We start from the raw sequence: 19,894 nt of genomic DNA on the forward strand, positions 1-19,894 counted from the left end.
GAGGTTATTTGTTAAAAAAGAAGAATTATAAAGTTTACAATATTTCATTAATTATTTGCGTATTTTTCACTTTATGGGGGATCTTACCAGAAAGAATATTAGGAAAGGCAACTCTCGGGAATGTGACGGCAAAATCTCAAAGTTTTATATCGAATGAATTTGGTTGGTTATATACTTTGTTAATGCTATCATTTATTGTTATATGTTTTTATCTAATGTTTTCTAAATATGGGCAAATAAAATTAGGTAAACCCGAGGATAAGCCACAATTTAGTTATATTTCTTGGTTAGCCATGTTGTTTAGTGCAGGTATGGGAATCGGATTAATCTTTTGGGGTGTTTCGGAACCAATCATGCATTTACATGAGCCAGCAATAGCATCCACCGACACCATAAAAAATGCTAAAAATTCAATGAATTATACTTTTTTTCACTGGGGACTCCAACCATGGTCATTATATGCTTTTCTTGGATTGATTATTGCGTATCAAACGTTTCGACATGGTCGACCAGCACTGATAAGTGAAAGTGTGACGCCCTTATTTAAAGAAAAGCACCGTTCAAAAGTGGCGGACATAACTAACATTATAGCGATTATTGCAACTGTGTTTGGAGTAGCAACTTCACTAGGATTAGGGGCCCAACAAATTTCAGGTGGATTGAATTATTTAAATAAAGGAATTCCTAATGGCTTTATTACGCAGTTGATTGTCATTATCATTGTCACTATTTTATTCTTGATTAGTGCTACGTCAGGCTTAGATAAAGGTGTAAAAATACTGAGTAATGCGAATGTATTTTTTGCGATATTATTAATGCTAGTGGTGTTACTTATTGGTCCAACTTCATTTTTATTAGATTTATTTATTCAGAGTACAGGCCAGTACATCCAAAATCTACCTTCACTTAGTTTTAGAATGGCTCCATTTGATGTGGAAGCTAGGGAGTGGATTAATCGTTGGACCTTATTTTACTGGGCATGGTGGATTTCTTGGTCACCATACGTCTCTAGCTTTATAGCACGTATCTCAAAAGGAAGAACGATTAAAGAATTTATCGGTGGCGTTTTGATTATTCCAACGGTGTTTGCCTTTTTATGGTTTACCGTTTTTGGCGGATCAGCTATTTATCAAGAGCTATTTAATCAAGTGGATATCTTTAACGTGATCAATAGTGAAGGTGTCGAAATAGGTCTGTTCTCTCTCTTTGAAAATTACGGGGATTTTGGCAAAATATTAACAGGATTATCTATGCTGTTGATTTCTTCTTTCTTTATTACATCTGCTGATTCTGCCACTTTTGTGTTAGGGATGTTTAGTTCTGGAGGAGAGTTAGTACCTAGTAAGAGGATTCGGGTGACATGGGGATTGATCCAGTCTTCGATAGCGATTGTTTTATTATACGCAGGAGGACTAAAAGCACTTCAGGCTGTGTCTGTCTTAGCCTCATTTCCATTTATTTTCATTATCATTTTAATGAGCGTTAATTTCTTTAGATCACTTTCAAAAGATGATCGAGTGACTCTTGAAGATTAATTATAATAGAAGAGAGGTTGTGACAGAAGTGTTCGGCTTATTTCCGAAGAAGCTACTTATGTGACATCGTTTTGTTTGTAAAAAAAGAGACTGTGACGTACTTATCACAGTCTCTTTTATACGTTTATAGTAAGAAAATTTTGTCCTTACAAGCATCAATGGTTTCTTCATCCCATAGTGATACTTGAACTTCTCCGATGTGTGCTTTCCCTAAAAGAAGCATACACATGCGGCTTTGGCCGATTCCGCCACCCACTGTTAGTGGTAATTCGTGGTTAACGACTTGTTGATGGTAATCGTATTTCAAACGAGCATTGGCATTGGCTTTTTCTAATTGATCAAGCAAGGCTTTGTCGTCAACACGGATACCCATACTTGATAATTCCATAGCGCATTGTAATGGTTCGTGCCAAAAAAGTAAGTCACCGTTTAATGACCAATCATCGTAATCAGGTGAGCGGTTATCATGTGGTTGTCCGTTTTTTAGGATATCTCCAATTTGTAAAATAAAGGTTGTTGGGTGTTCTTTCACATAAGCATGTTCTCTTTCTTTTGAAGTTAAATCAGGGTACAGATCAGCTAATTCCTGACTTGTGACAAAAGAAATATTTGTATCAATAGAAGTATGGATACTTGGGTATTTAGTATGTAAACGACTAGCTGTTTCAGCCATGGCGTTAACTAAACCTTGAACCGTTTCTTTTAAATAGTCAATTGTTCGTTGTTCTTTTGTAATCACACGTTCCCAGTCCCATTGATCCACATAAATTGAATGCAAATTATCTAATTCTTCATCACGTCTGATGGCATTCATGTCTGCGTAAAGTCCGTTTCCTGAGTGGAAATCGTATTGTTTAAGTGCCACACGTTTCCATTTGGCTAATGAATGAACCACTTCCCCATTATCATCTAATGCTGGAACGTCAAAAGTAACCGGACGTTCGCTTCCACTTAAATTATCATTTAATCCCGAACGCTCATCGACAAATAAAGGTGCCGACACACGTTTTAATTTTAAACTACCAGTTAGAGCTTCTTCAAAACAACGTTTGATAAATCCAATCGCCGTTTGTGTATCATAGATGTTCAATGTAGATTCATATCCCGTTGGAATAATTGTTTTTCCCATAATTACTAACAACTCCTCTAATATTTTTACTGATTATTGTATCATACTATAAGTTATTCTAAAAATAAGATTTATTTTTTTAACTAATTAAGTTGATTTTAGATGGAATATCGATATAATTGATAGTGAGATTCATTATCAATTAGTGACAAGTTGTTTTTTTAGACAAACTTGTTAAAAATTGATCATGTTATTATAAGGGGGAGTTAGAGTGTGGAAAAAAATTCTATCATTGCTTAGTTTAAGTTTAGTAATGGTATTTTTAGTGAGTTGTAAGGGTTCAGAAGAAGGGGCTAAGGAAGCAACGACCAAAACAGTGGAAACTGAGATGGGAAAGGTTGAAATTCCAACAAAACCTAAAAAAGTATTGGTGAACTGGTACATTCATGATGTGGTGTCTTTAGGTGTGACACCAGTTGGCTATTTAGGTTGGGCTCAAGAAGCTATGCCGATGTATAAAGAGATGAAAGAAATTCCAGTCATTGAAAAGTGGGAAAAAGAAGAGTTACTTTCTTATGAACCAGATTTGATTATTACGTATGATAAAGAAGATTATAAAAAGTTTTCAAAAATTGCGCCAGTTGTGGTGATTTCAGAGAAGAAGACACCTGAAGAACGCTTGGAAATTTTAGGGGATGTTTTAGGTAAAGAGCAGGAAGCTGATAAATTAGTGACTGACTTTAATAAAAAACTAGAAGCTTCTAAAGAAAGTTTTAAAAAAGAAGCATTTAAAGACAAAACGTTTAGTATTTTTGAAGATTGGGGCAGTGGTTCTTATGGTGTTTATTATGAAACAGCTTCTCGTGGGGGGACTCTTTTATATGATTACATCGGATTAACTTATCCTGAAAAAATAAAAGAATTAGTAGAAAAAACGAACCAAACACGAGAAGGTTTATCATATGAGGTAGCTGCGGATTATTTTGGTGACTACGTGATTTGGTTCTTACAACCTGGTTTTAAAGAATCAGAATTTCAAAAAACAAAAATTTGGTCAACCATTCCAGCGGTGAAAGAAGACCGTGTCTTAATTGTTCCAGGTGAAATGAATGGCTTGTTTTACTATTCAGATGTTTTAAGTATGATTCAACAATTGGACTACTTTACGAATCAATTTGATAAATTAATTCAGAAATAATAGATTAGGTTGCTATCTTAATATAAAAAGAAGCAACCTATTTTTGAGAGGTCGGTTAGATGGAGGCAACAAAAGGTAATAAGGGATCAGTCAATTTTATGATGTATATGTTGGTCGGAATTTGTTTGCTTATATTGGTTTGTTTTTTATCTGTTTCATATGGAGCGGCTGATATATCAATGAAAACAGCGTGGCAAGCTATTTTTTCTTTTGATGGTAGATCCACAGAGCATCAAACAATATTAACGCTACGTTTACCACGAACGGTGGCGGATATAATAGTCGGTGCAAGTTTGGCTGTTTGCGGGGCAATCATGCAAGGAACAACGAAAAATCCTTTAGCAGACTCAGGTTTAATGGGAATTAGCTCAGGAGCAACTTTTTCCATGGCAGTTGTCTTAGCTCTTTTTCCTTATTTCAGTTATTTTCAGATGTTACTGATTTCTTTTGTAGGCGCTAGTTTGACTACTGGTTTAACTTATTTTGTGGCATCTTCTGGGAAAAGAGGAATGACCCCTCAACGATTAGTTTTGGCAGGAATCTCTATCTCTATGTTATTTGGCGCATTAAGTAGTTACTTATCGATTAAGTATAAGCTCGGTCATGCGTTGATGTATTTTACTGCTGGTGGAACGGCTGGGGCTAAGTGGAGTGAACTTTTAATCATCTTACCTTTTTGTTTAGTGGGTTTACTTTTATCTGTGATGTTATCTCCTTCGGTTACATTGTTAAGTTTAGGAGAAGAGGTAGCAGTTGGTTTAGGGCTAAATACGCAAAGAGTAAAACTTATCTCAACGATTATTGTTCTTATTCTAACGGGACTGTCAGTTGTCGTTATTGGTCCAGTTAGCTTTGTGGGATTAATTGTGCCGCACATCGTTCGCTTTTTTGTGGGTGTTGATTATCGTTATATTATTCCTGCAAGTATATTATATGGAGCGGTTTTAACGGTTACAGCAGATTTGATTGGACGAGTGATTAATCGTCCTTTCGAGACACCGATTGGCATTATTTTTTCATTAATTGGCGTGCCTTTCTTCCTATATTTAGTAAGAAAAGAAAGGTGTGAATTTTAATGAAAACCAGTAAAAAAATAATGGTATTAGGTATATTAGTAATATTTATGCTCGTCATTAGTGTGATTAGTATTAATTCAGGAAAAATGAGTGTCGCGCCATTTGATGTTTGGCAAGTGTTTTTAGGTAAAGGAACGCCTCAGCAACAATTGATTGTCTTTGAATTTCGGATTCCAAGAATTGTTTTAGCTATTTTTGTTGGTATTGGTATGGGAATTTCTGGGGTAATTATGCAAAGTTTACTTAAAAATGATATGGCAAGTCCTGGAACTTTAGGTATTAGTTCTGGATCTGGTTTATTTGTTTTAATTTATCTGGTTGTGTTTCATTCTGAAAGTGTTTTTGCATCGTACGCTTTGCCAATCTTGTCTTTTATTGGCGGAATTTTATCAGCATTACTTATTTTCTTTCTTTCCTATAAGCGTAATAAAGAGATGTCACCGACTACTTTGATTTTGACGGGTGTTGCTGTCGGTAGTGGTTACAGTGCTCTGACGACAATGTTAAGTCTACGGATGGATGAAAGACAAATGGAATTCATGCAGAAGTGGCAAGCAGGTAACCTATGGGGAGACGACTGGGTGTACCTAAAAGTCTTAATACCTTGGATTACGATTTTAGTGATTTATTCTATTTATAAATCACAAGTCTTAAATGCCATTCATTTAGGAGATGAGACGGCAAAAGGTTTAGGCGTTTCTGTTAAAAAAGAATTTATTGTATTAATGTTGGTTGCGGTTGCTTTATCGTCAGGTAGTGTTGCTCTTGGCGGAAATTTTTTCTTTGTGGGTATGATCGCTCCTCATATTGCTAGAAAAATTGTAGGAGCCAATCATTTTTATGTGTTGCCAGCAAGTGGTTTAATTGGCGCGATTATTATTCTTTTAGCAGATACTATCACACGTTCTTTGAGTTTAGGCAGTGATATTCCAACGGGAATTGTAATTACTGTCTTAAGCACCCCATACTTTTTATATTTACTATCAAAATCAGATTAGGAGAAAATCATGAACCGAATTGAAACTGAAAAATTAACCATTGCCTATGATGAACATGTGATTGTTGATTCTCTTGATTTAGCGATACCAGAGGGAAAAATCACCTCAATTATTGGACCAAATGGTTGCGGTAAATCAACTATTTTAAAGACCATTGGCCGCATATTGAAAAGAAAATCAGGACACGTCCTACTAGATGGAGCAGACATAGCGAAAATCACGACAAAAGAAATTGCCAAAAAAATGGCTATTTTACCTCAAACACCCACAGCACCTAGTGGGTTAACAGTGCAAGAATTAGTCTCCTATGGTCGATTTCCACATCAAAAAGGCTTCGGAAAGTTAAATGACGAAGATAAAAAAATAGTGGATTGGGCGATTGAAGTCACTAAACTAACGGACTATCGTTACCGAGAAATTGATAATTTATCAGGAGGACAGAGACAACGCGTGTGGATCGCTATGGCACTTGCTCAACAGACTGAACTAATTTTACTTGATGAACCGACGACTTACCTTGATATGGCTCATCAATTGGAAGTCTTAGAGTTATTAAAAGATTTGAATAAACAGCAAGGATGTACTATTGTGATGGTGTTGCATGATTTAAATTTAGCATCTCGATTTTCAGATTATCTTGTCGCTGTTAATGAGGGGGAAGTAAAGGCAAAAGGAAACGCCAAGGAAGTGATTAAAGCAGAGGTTCTTAAGAATGTATTTCAAATAGAAGCGACGATAGTTGAAGAACCAGTTAGCGAAAGACCAGTTTGCCTTACCTATCAATTGATTCAAGAATAGAGTAAACTGAAGTGATTCTTAGTATAAGAAAGGATGACTAAAGTGAGAAAAGAACTAATTAAAGAACTAGAAATGTACCGAGCATATAATGAACAAGAAGAAGCGGACCGACAAGTGATTTTAGATTCGTTATTGTCAGAAGAGCTGATATTTGAAAGAGCTGAATCAACCAAGCATATCACCGTGTCAGCTTGGGTTGTTAATCCTGAGAAAACAAAAGCACTAATGGCTTATCACAATATTTATGATTCTTGGGCTTGGCTAGGAGGGCACGCAGACGGTGATGAAAATTTACTGAGGGTGGCATTAAAAGAAGTGTCAGAAGAAAGTGGATTAAAACGTACCCATCCTGTCAGTGAATCAATTTTTTCTTTAGAAGTTTTAACAGTAGACGGTCATATTAAAAAAGGTAGCTACATATCATCACATTTACATTTGAATATAACGTACTTAATTGAAGCAGATGAACAAGAAGAATTAAGTACTAAAGAGGATGAAAATAGTGCTGTAGACTGGTTTACTTTAGATGAGGCAGTCGAAGCATCTAGTGAAATTTGGTTTAGAGAAAATATTTACCGAAAATTGAATGAGAAGTTACGAGAACTAAAGTAGTGAATCTCACTTACTTTAGTTTTTTCTGTGTATTTATTATTTAGTGGTGTTTTTTCATTATTATTTGGGAAGTTAGCAGATTGTTGGAGTAGGAAAGGCACGTTAGTATCAGGTTTGGTCATTTTTTCATTTTTCTCTTTGCTGTGTGGGACAGCGAATAATATGCTCCTATTAATTATTTTTAGAGCCTGTCAGGGAATCGGTGCTGGAGCAATTGTTCCTGTATCAAGAGCGATGGTTGGCCATTTATTTGAAACCAAAGAATCTCGAGCTAAAGCGCAAAGTATCGAAAGTTCCGTTTGGGGAATTGCAGGATTGCTAGGACCATTTTTAGGTGGTGTGATCTTACATTATTTTAGCTGGCGTTTTGTCTTCTTCCTGAATGTTCCATTAACGTTAACAGCTATTATTTTATTACTTATATTTGTGGATGAACCTAGTAAAAAACAAGTGATAACTTTAGATTACTTAGGTAGTTTTTATTTGTTATTAGCTTCAATGACGCTATTTGGTAGCTTGTATGTTAGTGATAATGCGTTGATTTTTATTTTAGGTTTAATCACATGTTTAAGTTTTTACTTATGGTTTCAACGTGAGAAAAAAGAAAGTGGTCATGGGTTAGTTGATATTCAAGTACTTAAAAATAAACATGTTTTAAGAATTAATTTACTAACATTAACCACTGGCATAATTGCTGCTGGAGTGAATGCCTACGTGCCACTTTGGGGGCAAGAACTGATGGAAATGACACCACTAAAAGCGGGGTCACTTTTAACACCATTTCTAATTTTTTGGACAGGTGGCACAGTAGCGAATACGTATTTAATTAAAAAATGGTCGATTAAAATGAATTTACTAGTGGGTACAACTTTTTTAATAGTAGGAACATTACTACTGAATATGGTGATGAATTTTCAAGAAAACATGATGTTTTTTGTCTTGGCATTAATTGGAATCGGAATGGGAATAACAGTCTCATCTATGATGATTTATTTACAATTTAATGCGCCAAAAAACTCACTAGGCAGTGTGATGGGAGTGAATTCTTTCGTACTTATGATGTCTAAATCAATTGGTGTTGCTTTTTTAGGTGCTATTTACGGGAAGGATTTAACCTTATTTAGTCATGGAAATAGTTTTAATTTGATTTTTGCATTAATTTTTATCTTAGGAATTCAAGCAAATTATTTGGTAAGAAAGTTACCAAAAAGTGTTGTGTAGACAAGGAGAGGTAACATGAAACCAACATTAATTAATCGAAAAAAATATGTGGATAACACAACAAAGAGTATTAAAATAGCATATCTGAATTTGATCATTTTAGTTGTAGTTTTTGTAGTTGAGTTGCTGATTGCTCAAATTAGTGAATCAAAAGCACTTCTAGCGGCTAGTTTTAATAACCTATCTAGTATTGTTATTGCTACTGGTATTATTTTAGGTCTGAAGGTTGCCTTAAAAGATCCTTCTCATTCTCATAGTAAAGGGTATCAGCAATTTGAAACGCTAGGAAATTTATTTAGTTCATTTGTGATGTTTCTCATGTCAGCTTACATTGTGATTGAAGGATTAAAATCTGTCTATGCTTCTTATTCAGGAGAAGCAGCCACGCCGTCTAAGTTGCCAATTTATATTGCGTTACTAGCAGGAAGTATTATGTTAGTAGTTTATTTATTTAATTCAAAGATATACAAAAAAATAAATAATACTTCGGTAAATACATTAAAGAAGGATTCTTTGAGTGATTTTTTAATGAATATCGGAACAGCAGTTGGTTTGTTTTTAACACTCAGAATTCATCCGGTTTTTGATGGATTAACAGCGGTTTTACTTGGAATTATATTGGTGCATATGTCTTACAAGATTGTTAAAGAAAATGTGTTTTACTTATCAGGTGGTTTTGATCCTGAGATGATTACAAATTATTACCATGTGATTGAGATGTTACCAGGTGTGGAAAAAATTGTGGATATTACTGGTCGCATGTTTGGTGATGCGATTGCTGTGGATATCACAATCGAAGTAGATAAAAAGTTAACCATTGAAGACGCAGCAGTCATTACCGAAAATATCGAATGTGAGTTAACGAGTCGATTTGATATTTTTGATGTGGATGTTCAAGTGAAACCTGAAAAGAGTTAGGAAATAAATTTGTTTCTTAACCCCTTTTTTATTTACAGAGCACTCAATCTAAAAGTGAAGAATGGGCTATTAACTTTCACAAAAAACATGCAAATCATTTTTTGATTAGTATGTTTTTTTATTATTTTTTAAAAGAGACTTAAATAAAACAAATGTGCAAAAAATATTTATTTAAAGAAACATAAAAAAAGGAGGGATTGGATAAAAATAACTATAAAAAAGACTTTTTATATAAAAATCATAAATTTTATTTGTTAGTGTTGTGAAAAAAGACGGTTGCGTCAAGAATTATGTGTAAATGGAAAAAACCATTCTGTCGGTTAAGTTAAAACATTGATTCTAATGTATCTTGTATTTCTTTAAAACCTTTATGAATCCGACACAAAAATTTCTGATTATAGTTGTTGAATTGAGAAACTAAGAATCTCTCTAGAGATTCTTCATTAGGGAATTGTTCTTTTCTTTTTGTATATTTCTTTAATTGTTTGTTAAAACCTTCAATCAAGTTAGTTGAATAAATGGTTCTTCTGATTGATGGAGGAAAATTATAAAAGGTTAATATAGCAGGATTCATGAGTAATTTAACTACTCGTGGATACTGCTTTTTCCATTTATCTATCATAAAACTTATTTGATTCATAGCTTCTTCTTTTGAAGCTGCTTGATAAACCAATTTAAAATCATTACAGACTTCTTGTCGATCACTAACACGAACCTTATGAGCAATATTTCTAGAGATATGGACACAACATTGTTGAAATTGAGCATTTGGATAAATACTATGGATACTATCGTCAATGCCGCTTAAACCATCAGTTACGACTAATAAAACCTCTTCTAAACCACGGTCTTTTAGGTCTTGAAGTATTTCTTTCCAAACATACGAAGACTCAGTTGGAGCAATACTAAACCCAAGAACCTCTTTGGTCCCATCCAGTCGGATACCTATGACAATATATACAGCTTCTTTTGAGACAGTTTGTCTTTTTAAAGGAATGTGAGTAGCATCCATAAAAATGATTGAGTATTGGGATTCTAAGGACCTTTCTTTAAAAGCAACAACATCTTCAGATACTATTTGAGTGATATTGGAAATGGTTTGTGGTGTATAGTAATGACCATACATTTTTTCAATCAACTCAGAGATTTCAGACATAGTGATTCCTTTTTGAAATAATTGGATAATGGTGGTTTCTAAAGAGTCGTTACTTCTTTTATAAGCAGGCAACGTTTGTTGAGAAAACTCTCCATTTCTATCTCTAGGAATTGCCAAATTTAATTCTCCATACTCTGTTTTAAATGAACGAGAATAATTCCCATTTCGGGAATTACCTGAATTAAAACCAGTGCGATCATATTTCTCATAATCAAGAAAAGCCGTTAATTCAGCTTGTAGCAGTGTATTGATAGCTAATTCTAGATGACGACGGAATAAGTCATCCAAATCACCTTTATTGATTAGTGTTTCCATAATTTCTGTAGTAAAATTAGTCATGAGAAAGTCCTCCTATAAAATTTCGGTTGTGGTAACTTTAATTTTACAGAATGGACTTTCTTTTTATCTACCTAAAATTTCTATTTACACAAAATATTTTACGCTATCAAAAAGACTTTAAGATATGTGTGTTTTTTAACTTAAAATGTAAGCATTGTATTAGTTTATAGTGTTTTTTTTATGTTACTATTCTTTTGAAATGACTATTGTATTAATCTTATTTATTACAAATCGGTTGTTTAGTTGTGTTAATGATTAATAATATTAAGGGAGTGTTTATAAATGGAGCAATGGAAACAGAAAGTTTTAAGAATGGAAACGGTTAATAAAAAGAAAATGAAGAAATCGAGGTTAGGTTGGGTTATTGCCTCTATGTCGATTTTAGGTTTATCAGGAGTTATTGCACCTGGAGTGGCATTAGCAACATTGCCAGAAAAAACAGTGGAAACTATAGCTGTAACTGAAACGGCAACCACTAATAGTACTGAAGAAATCAAACTGGTTGATTCTAATAATAAACAAGTAATTAATATAGAAACGATAAAAGAAACTGCTAAGAAAGACCTAACTGAACAGTTTAAAATAAAAGAGACAGAAATTAGTGAATTACAAGCTTTGACAGCAGAACAAAAAAATGAAGCAAAGACTTCTTTAAGTACAAAACAGACACAATTTACGAAAGATATTTTAACTTTATCAAGTGAACAAGAAATAACGGATAGAATTAAATTAGAAAAAGAACAATTGTCAGAATTATTAGTAACTTATCAAAATCTCAATGAAGAGAATCAAAAAATAGTAACAGAAACAACGAAGCCAACAACTGAACAATCAAAAGATGAAGTCAAAGAACCAGCCCAAACACTACAAAGTGAAGAAAAAGAAGTAACTAAAGAAGCTCCAAAAATGAGTGCCAGAGCAGCAAGTGCACCGGTTGCTACAGAAAGAGCAATTGATAATAGTTATAAATATCCAGAAAAAGAAACGTACAAACATACTGTATTACCACGAGGATCTAGATCTACAAGTTTAAATATACCAACTGTTGAAGGCTTTACAATTGGTTCAAAACAAGTGGCATTTAATCTTACTAATTCGTATCCAGAAACATTTACACCAAATAAAATGTATGCGATTGGTGTGACAATTAATGGGGTGACTGAATGGTATAACAACTATGGCAATAGCTATGACATTAAAATGACAGGAACTATGCAATACGCCATTACACCTAGAGGACAGCTAGAGAAAATTTTAGCTAGTAAAGATAGTTATAACCCAAACACTAAGATTAGTATTGTTTTACAATACCGTTCATCAGATGACATAAAATATATGTTTTCAGATCCAATCACACCTAAAATAGTAGATCCGTATATTACTACAGAACGTGAAAAAATGAAGGAAAGAGTTACCAATAGTGTTGATTTAACAGAAACAGAAAAAAAACAATTACTTGCTCAAATTGACGGTGAAACGCTAAATGATCGTGCTCAAACAGATCAATTTGTTAAAAAATATAATGACTTGATTGACAAATCAGAAGCTAAAAATAGATTAACAGAAAAATCAACAGAAATTAAAGCAAAGATTGATCAATTTGTAGGGATTTCTGCTGAAGAAAAAGAACAAGCTAAAGCTGAAATAGACAAATTATTAACAACTGGTTTAGAAAAAATTGAAGCAGCTGAGAATGCTACTGATGTAGAAACGCAAGAGAATTCTTATAAAGATCAAATGGATACAATTTATAAGGAGTTAGAAGCAAAAGATAAGAAAAATATGGAACAAGCAAAAGAAAAAGCTACAGCAGATTTAACGAAAAAAGCAGATGAAGCAAAAGCAATAATTGATGGACTATCTAACTTATCAACAGAAGAAAAAACGAAACAAAAATTAGCTGTGGATAAAGAATTAGAAGTAGGCACAAAAGCTATCAATGATGCAACAACACCAGAGGAAATTAAAACAGCTCAAACAACAGGTGAGGGTAACATTGACAAAGTAGTGACAGATAGTGAATTACAAGATGCAAAAAATAAAGCAAAAAAAGAGTTAGAAGAAAAAGCTACATTAACAAAAGCAGCCATTGATAAATTAACAGGTGTATCAGCAGAAGAGAAAGAAAAAGCAAAATCTGAAATTGAAAAAGTTTTAGAAGCAGGTAAAAAAGCAATTGATGATGCAGACAAAACAGATGCTGTGACAACACAAACGACTGAACATAAAGACCAAATGGACACAATCTATAATAATTTGTCAGCTGAAAATGATAAAAATATCGAACAAGCGAAAGAAAAGGCAACCGCTGAATTAACGAAAAAAGCTGAAGAAGCAAAAATAGCAATTGACGCACTACCAAACTTATCAACAGAAGAAAAAGCGAAACAAAAAGCTGAAGTAGATAAAGATTTAGAAGCAGGCACAAAAGCAATTAATGAAGCCACAACCCCAGAAGGAATTACAACAGCCCAAACAAAAGGCGAAAACAACATTGAAAAAGAAGTAAAAGATAGTGAATTACAAGACGCTAAAAACAAAGGGAAAAAAGAATTAGAAGATAAGGCTAAATCAACAAAAGATGCCATTGATAAATTAGTTGGTTTATCTGATGAAGAAAAAGCAAAAGGCAAAGCTGAAATCGATAAATTGTTAGAAACCGGCTTAACAAACATCCAAAAGTCAGAAAATGAAACAGATGCTGGAAAAGAATTGACAACAAGCAAAGGTCAAATGGATGATGTTTATAACGGTTTAGTAACAGATAGTAATAAGAACATCGAACAGGCTAAAGAAAAAGCAACGGCTGAATTAACTAAAAAAGCAGAAGAAGCGAAAAAAATATCGGTGATTTAACGAACTTATCTGATGAAGAAAAAGCCAAACAAAAAGCTGAAGTAGATAAAGATTTAGAAGCAGGTACAAAAGCCATCAGTGAGGCTACAACACCAGAAGGAATTACAACAGCCCAAACAAAAGGCGAAGGCAACATTGAAAAAGAAGTAAAAGATAGTGAGTTACAAGATACAAAAAATAAAATGAAAAAAGAGTTAGAAGAAAAAGCTAAATCAACAAAAGATGCCATTGATAAATTAGTTGGTTTATCAGATGAAGAAAAAGCAAAAGGCAAAGCTGAAATCGATAAATTATTAGAAACAGGCTTAACAAATATTCAAAAAGCAGAAAATGAAGCAGATGCTGGGAAAGAGTTAACAACAAGCAAAGGTCAAATGGATGATGTTTATAACGGTTTAGTAACAGATAGTAATAAGAACATCGAACAAGCCAAAGAAAAAGCAACGTCTGAATTAACGAAAAAGGCCGAAGAAGCGAAAAAAGCCATTGATGCTTTAACCAACTTATCTGATGAAGAAAAAGCGAAACAAAAAGCAAAAGTAGATAAAGATTTAGAAGCAGGCACAAAAGCTATCAATGATGCAAAAACCCCAGAAGCGATTACAACAGCTCAAACAAAAGGCGAAAACAACATTGAAAAAGAAGTAAAAGATAGTGAGTTACAAGATACAAAAAATAAAATGAAAAAAGAGTTAGAAGAAAAAGCTAAATCAACAAAAGATGCCATTGATAAATTAGTTGGTTTATCTGATGAAGAAAAAGTAAAAGGCAAAGCTGAAATCGATAAATTGTTAGAAACCGGCTTAACAAACATCCAAAAAGCAGAAAATGAAACAGATGCTGGGAAAGAATTGACAACAAGTAAAGGTCAAATGGACGATGTTTACAATGGTTTAGTAACAGATAGTAATAAAAACATTGAACAGGCCAAAGAAAAAGCAACGGCTGAATTAACGAAAAAGGCCGAAGAAGCGAAAAAAGCCATTGATGCTTTAACGAACTTATCAGATGAAGAAAAAGCGAAACAAATCGCTGAAGTGGATAAAGATTTAGAGACTGGAACTAAAGCCATCAATGACGCAACAACCCCAGAAGGAATTACAACAGCCCAAACAAAAGGCGAAAACAACATTGAAAAAGAAGTAAAAGATAGTGAATTACAAGACGCTAAAAATAAAGCGAAAAAAGAGTTAGTAGAAAAAGCTAAATCAACAAAAGATGCCATTGATAAATTAGTTGGTTTATCTGATGAAGAAAAAGTAAAAGGCAAAGCTGAAATCGATAAATTATTAGAAACAGGCTTAACAAATATTCAAAAAGCAGAAAATGAAGCAGATGCTTGGAAAGAGTTAACAACAAGCAAAGGTCAAATGGATGATGTTTATAACGGCTTAGTAACAGATAGCAATAAAAATATCGAACAAGCGAAAGAAAAAGCAACTGCTGAATTAAAAACAAAAGCAGAAGAAGCGAAAAAAGCCATTGATGCTTTAATGAACTTATCAGAAGAAGAAAAAGCGAAACAAAAAGCAAAAGTAGATAAAGATTTAGAAGCAGGCACAAAAGCTATCAATGAAGCAACAACGCCAGAAGGCATTACAACAGCTCAAAAAACAGGTGAAAGTAACATTGAAAAAGAAGTAACAGATAGTGAGTTACAAGATGCAAAAAACAAAGCGAAAAAAGAGTTAGAAGACAAAGCTAAATCAACAAAAGATGCCATTGATAAATTAGTTGGTTTATCTGATGAAGAAAAAGTAAAAGGTAAAGCTGAAATCGATAAATTGTTAGAAACCGGCTTAACAAACATCCAAAAAGCAGAAAATGAAACAGATGCTGGAAAAGAATTAACAACAAGCAAAGGTCAAATGGATGATGTTTATAACGGTTTAGTAACAGATAGTAATAAGAACATCGAACAAGCCAAAGAAAAAGCAACGTCTGAATTAACGAAAAAGGCCGAAGAAGCGAAAAAAGCCATTGATGCTTTAACGAACTTATCAGATGAAGAAAAAGCGAAACAAATCGCTGAAGTGGATAAAGATTTAGAGACTGGAACTAAAGCCATCAATGACGCAACAACCCCAGAAGGAATTACAACAGCCCAAGCAACAGGTGAAGGTAACATTGAAAAAGAAGTGACAGATAGTAAACTACAAAACACTAAAAACGCTGCAAAAAAAGAATTAGAAGAAAAAGCTAAATCAACAAAAGTAGCGATTGATAAATTAACAGGTGTATCTGCAGAAGAGAAAGAAAAAGCTAAATCAGAAATTGAAAAAGTCTTAGAAGCAGGCTTAAAAGCAATCACTGATGCCAATTCATCAGAAGATGTAGCTACACAAACAACTGATCATAAAGGTCAAATGGACACAATCTATAATAATTTAGTTGCTGAAAATGATAAAAACATCGAACAGGCCAAAGAAAAAGCCATCGCTGAATTAACGAAAAAGTCCGAAGAAGCGAAAAAAGCCATTGATGCTTTAACGAACTTGTCAGATGAAGAAAAAGCGAAACAAAAAGCTGAAGTCGATAAAGAGTTAGAAGCAGGTAAAAAAGCGATCAATGAGGCTGTGACCCCAGAAGCCATTACGACTGCTCAAACAACAGGTGAAGGTAATATTAATAAAGAAGTAACCGATAGCAAATTACAAGACACTAAAAACAAAGGGAAAAAAGAGTTAGAAGACAAAGCTAAATCGACAAAAGATGCCATTGATAAATTAGTTGGTTTATCTGATGAAGAAAAAGAAAAAGGCAAAGCTGAAATCGATAAATTGTTAGAAACCGGCTTAACAAATATCGATAAGGCAGAAAATGCTGATGCTGTTACTACTCAAGTAACAACGAGTAAAGGTCAAATGGATGATGTTTATAACGGTTTAGTAACAGATAGCAATAAAAATATCGAACAAGCGAAAGAAAAAGCAACTGCTGAATTAAAAACAAAGGCCGAAGAAGCGAAAAAAGCCATTGATGCTTTAACGAACTTATCAGATGAAGAAAAAGCAAAACAAAAAGCAGAAGTGGATAAAGATTTAGAGGCTGGAACTAAAGCGATCAATGAAGCCACAACTCCAGAAGGAATTACAACGGCCCAAGCAACAGGTGAAGGTAACATTGAAAAAGAAGTGACAGATAGTAAATTACAAGACGCTAAAAATAAAGCGAAAAAAGAGTTAGAGGACAAAGCAACATCAACAAAAGCCGCAATAGATAAATTAACAGGGATTTCAACAGCAGAGAAAGAAAAAGCCAAAGCTGAAATCGACAAGTTATTAGCAACAGGTTTAGCAGGGATTGACAAAGCTAAAGATGCTACTGAAGTAACAGCTCAAGTAACGACAAGTAAAGGTCAAATGGATGATATTTACAACGGATTAGTAGCAGAAAGTAATAAAAATATCGAACAGGCCAAAGAAAAAGCAACAGCTGAGTTAACTAAAAAGGCCGAAGAAGCGAAAAAAGCGATCGATGCTTTAACTAACTTATCAGATGAAGAAAAAGCGAAACAAAAGGCTGAAGTCGATAAAGAATTAGAAGCAGGTAAAAAAGCAATCAATGAAGCCACAACCCTAGAAGGCATTACAACAGCCCAAACAAAAGGTGAGGGTAATATTGATAAAGAAGTAACAGATAGCAAATTACAAGACGCTAAAAACAAAGGGAAAAAAGAGTTAAAAGAAAAAGCAACATCAACAAAAGATGCCATTGATAAATTAGTTGGTTTATCAGAGGAAGAGAAAGCAAAAGCAAAAACCGAAATCGATAAATTATTAGAAACAGGCTTAACAAATATCGATAAGGCAGAAAATGCTGATGCTGTTACTACTCAAGTAACAACGAGTAAAGGTCAAATGGATGATGTTTATAACGGCTTAGTAACAGATAGCAATAAAAATATTGAACAAGCTAAAGAAAAAGCAACGTCTGAATTAACGAAAAAAGCCGAAGAAGCGAAAAAAGTGATTGATGCTTTAACGAACTTATCAGATGAAGAAAAAGCGAAACAAAAAGCTGAAGTAGATAAAGAATTAGAAGCAGGTAAAAAAGCGATCAATGAAGCCACAACTCCAGAAGGCATTACAACAGCGCAAACAAAAGGTGAAGCTAACATTGAAAAAGTAGTGACGAATAGTAAACTACAAGACGCTAAAAATGCTGCTAAAAAAGAATTAAAAGAAAAAGCAGAATTAACGAAAAAAGCAATTGATAAATTAACAAACCTTTCTGACAAAGAAAAAGAAGCTGCTAAGTCAGAAATTGACAAGCTGTTAGAACAAGGACTTAAGGCAATTGAAGAAAGTGTTAAATTAGAAGACATTGCTAAAGAATTGAAAGATAGCAAAAAACAAATGGATACTGTTTACAACAAACTCTTAAATAAAGGAACAACAGGAGGCAAAGGTCAAGGGACAACAAATGTTGTGGGATCTTCAAATGGAAACCAAAAAACACCAGGAAGTAAATCAAGACTTCCAAGAACCAATGAAGTGACCAATCCAAACCTAGCTATTTTAGGTAGTTTATTGTTAACAACATCAATTATATTTTCACTTGCTAAAAGAAATAAAGAAGTAGAATAGACTTTTCAAAAGAAGAAATTGATTAATTTTAGTCAGTTTCTTCTTTTTTTGGTATTTTTTATTAAAAGTCAGAAATATCAGAAAACGTTATCAAAATGAATGATTTGAAAGATGTTCGCCATAATAATAAAGGTTGTTTAAACTTAAAAAGAATAATAAAAGTAATAAAAACTTAATTATAAGATATAATTGAGTTTTTTATCTATTAGTGTTAGAATTCTTTTTTGTAAGGAACAAACAAAAATCCAATACATAAAATGTATTGATCTTATCGGGGGAAGAAATGAAGATTAAAATTATCGGTTTAGGAAAAATGGGCTTAAATTTAGTGAGTAACCTTGTCGGAAACAAACATGAAGTTATTTGTTACGATATCAATGAATCTTCACGAGAGGCAGCAAAAGAATTAGGCGCGCACCCAACAGAAGATTTAACATCTTTCTTTAACACCAATAAAGAAGAACAAAATATTTATTGGATGATGTTGCCATCAGGTAAAATTACAGAAGAGATGATTTTAACTTGCCAAGATAACTTAAACAAGGACGATATCTTAATTGATGGCGGTAACTCAAAATTTGCTGATAGCATTTATCATTATCACTTATTAAAAGAAAAAGGCATTCATTTCTTAGACGTAGGAACATCAGGTGGTATGAGTGGTGCTCGTGATGGGGCTTGTATGATGGTTGGTGGTAATCAGGAAATCTTCAAAAAAATTGAACAACTTTTCAAAGATTTATGTGTGGATAATGGCTATCTATATTGCGGAGAAGCTGGTAGTGGTCACTACTTAAAAATGGTTCACAATGGGATTGAGTACGGGATGATGCAAGCAATCGGAGAAGGATTCAACTTGTTACATCATTCTCGCTATGATTACGATTTAGAGCAAGTTGCTCGTGTTTTCAATAACGGCTCAGTCGTTCGTAGTTGGTTAATGGAATTAACAGAGAAAGCATTAATGGAAAACCCAACAATGGAAGGCATCAGCGGTCAAGTGCCATCATCAGGTGAAGGTAAGTGGACAGTGGAAGAAATGTTAGAACTAGGACAATCTGCTCCAGTGATTACGCAATCTTTATTAACGCGTTATGCTTCCATGGATGAAGAAAAATACGGCGAAAAAATAATAGCATCACTTAGAAATCAATTTGGTGGACATGTGATACCTAAAGATTAAAAAAAGATGAGATCGCCTAAAAAAATAGGTATCTCATCTTTTTTTTGAAAAATTAAGTCTGTGTGTTTAAATAACGAGTGAAAAAAAATCAGCTGTTTTTTCTATTTATACTAATATTTTGATACAAGGGTTTATTTTTTACATGTATATACTAGCTTAAAGGTAGCAAATAAATTTAAAATAACACTAAAAATAAAAAAATGATTCTAAAACAAATGTTTTTATTCATAAAAATTAAAAACAATCAGAAAAAATAATTGAAAAAATAAAAAATATATGATTTAATCAAAATATAAACAAAGTTATATCGAAACAAATTTATTTTTGTACCAATAAATAAAGAAGC

13 protein-coding genes are annotated in these 19,894 nt (G+C 33.5%); 11 read left to right on the forward strand and 2 right to left on the reverse strand.

Translation table 11 applies throughout. From position 1 onward, the window contains the following. The first annotated feature begins 8 nt into the window (after positions 1–8). A complete protein-coding gene (locus tag G7082_RS07145) occupies positions 9–1,535 on the forward strand; it encodes a BCCT family transporter (RefSeq protein ID WP_166034429.1) in 1,527 nt (508 codons plus the stop codon). Positions 1,536–1,659: 124 nt separating this feature from the next. On the opposite strand, the gene asnA is transcribed toward G7082_RS07145, so the two are convergent. Then, positions 1,660–2,664 (reverse strand): aspartate--ammonia ligase, encoded by a 1,005-nt coding sequence (asnA, locus tag G7082_RS07150; RefSeq protein ID WP_166034430.1) that lies wholly within the window; start codon positions 2,662–2,664, stop codon positions 1,660–1,662. A 211-nt stretch (positions 2,665–2,875) separates the two neighbouring features. Between asnA and G7082_RS07155 the strand changes: the two genes are divergently transcribed. Genes G7082_RS07155 through G7082_RS07185 form a run of 7 tightly spaced genes read left to right on the forward strand, consistent with a single transcriptional unit; the run spans position 2,876 to position 9,425 of the window. After that, positions 2,876–3,802, forward strand: a complete 927-nt coding sequence (locus G7082_RS07155) for an ABC transporter substrate-binding protein (protein ID WP_202983139.1) — start codon at positions 2,876–2,878, stop codon at positions 3,800–3,802. A 59-nt stretch (positions 3,803–3,861) separates the two neighbouring features. Further along, positions 3,862–4,878 carry a FecCD family ABC transporter permease gene (locus G7082_RS07160; RefSeq protein WP_166034431.1) on the forward strand — a complete coding sequence of 339 codons (1,017 nt, stop codon included), beginning with the start codon at positions 3,862–3,864 and terminating at the stop codon, positions 4,876–4,878. Further along, positions 4,878–5,876, forward strand: coding sequence for a FecCD family ABC transporter permease (locus G7082_RS07165; protein WP_166034432.1), 999 nt, complete (start codon positions 4,878–4,880; stop codon positions 5,874–5,876). Before G7082_RS07160 ends, G7082_RS07165 begins: the two co-directional genes overlap by 1 nt. Positions 5,877–5,885: 9 nt before the next feature. Further along, positions 5,886–6,674 (forward strand): ABC transporter ATP-binding protein, encoded by a 789-nt coding sequence (locus G7082_RS07170; protein WP_166034433.1) that lies wholly within the window; start codon positions 5,886–5,888, stop codon positions 6,672–6,674. A 33-nt stretch (positions 6,675–6,707) separates the two neighbouring features. After that, the gene (locus tag G7082_RS07175) at positions 6,708–7,286 is read left to right on the forward strand and encodes an NUDIX hydrolase (protein ID WP_166034434.1); all 579 of its coding nucleotides are present in this window, start codon (positions 6,708–6,710) and stop codon (positions 7,284–7,286) included. Positions 7,287–7,313: 27 nt separating this feature from the next. Beyond that, a complete protein-coding gene (locus G7082_RS07180) occupies positions 7,314–8,507 on the forward strand; it encodes an MFS transporter (protein ID WP_166034435.1) in 1,194 nt (397 codons plus the stop codon). A 15-nt stretch (positions 8,508–8,522) separates the two neighbouring features. Then, on the forward strand, positions 8,523–9,425 hold the full coding sequence (locus tag G7082_RS07185) for a cation diffusion facilitator family transporter (RefSeq protein ID WP_166034436.1): 903 nt from the start codon (positions 8,523–8,525) through the stop codon (positions 9,423–9,425). A 325-nt stretch (positions 9,426–9,750) separates the two neighbouring features. Here the strand turns inward: G7082_RS07185 and G7082_RS07190 are convergent, their stop codons facing one another. Beyond that, positions 9,751–10,920: an IS256 family transposase gene (locus tag G7082_RS07190; RefSeq protein ID WP_104859673.1), complete on the reverse strand. Its 1,170-nt coding sequence runs from the start codon at positions 10,918–10,920 to the stop codon at positions 9,751–9,753. A 282-nt stretch (positions 10,921–11,202) separates the two neighbouring features. On the opposite strand from G7082_RS07190, the gene G7082_RS07195 reads away from it, so the two are divergent. The 3 genes from G7082_RS07195 (at position 11,203) to gnd (ending at position 19,548) form a co-directional block, all read left to right on the forward strand. Continuing rightward, positions 11,203–13,776: a DUF1542 domain-containing protein gene (locus G7082_RS07195; protein ID WP_166034437.1), complete on the forward strand. Its 2,574-nt coding sequence runs from the start codon at positions 11,203–11,205 to the stop codon at positions 13,774–13,776. A gap of 182 nt (positions 13,777–13,958) precedes the next feature. Then, on the forward strand, positions 13,959–18,365 hold the full coding sequence (locus G7082_RS07205; RefSeq protein ID WP_166034438.1) for a DUF1542 domain-containing protein: 4,407 nt from the start codon (positions 13,959–13,961) through the stop codon (positions 18,363–18,365). Between the two features lie 283 nt (positions 18,366–18,648). Further along, complete coding sequence (gnd, locus tag G7082_RS07210; RefSeq protein WP_166034439.1) at positions 18,649–19,548, forward strand: phosphogluconate dehydrogenase (NAD(+)-dependent, decarboxylating); 900 nt, start codon at positions 18,649–18,651, stop codon at positions 19,546–19,548. Positions 19,549–19,894: the final 346 nt, after the last annotated feature.

This window comes from Vagococcus hydrophili (genome assembly GCF_011304195.1).
Classification (GTDB): Bacteria; Bacillota; Bacilli; order Lactobacillales; family Vagococcaceae; genus Vagococcus; species Vagococcus hydrophili.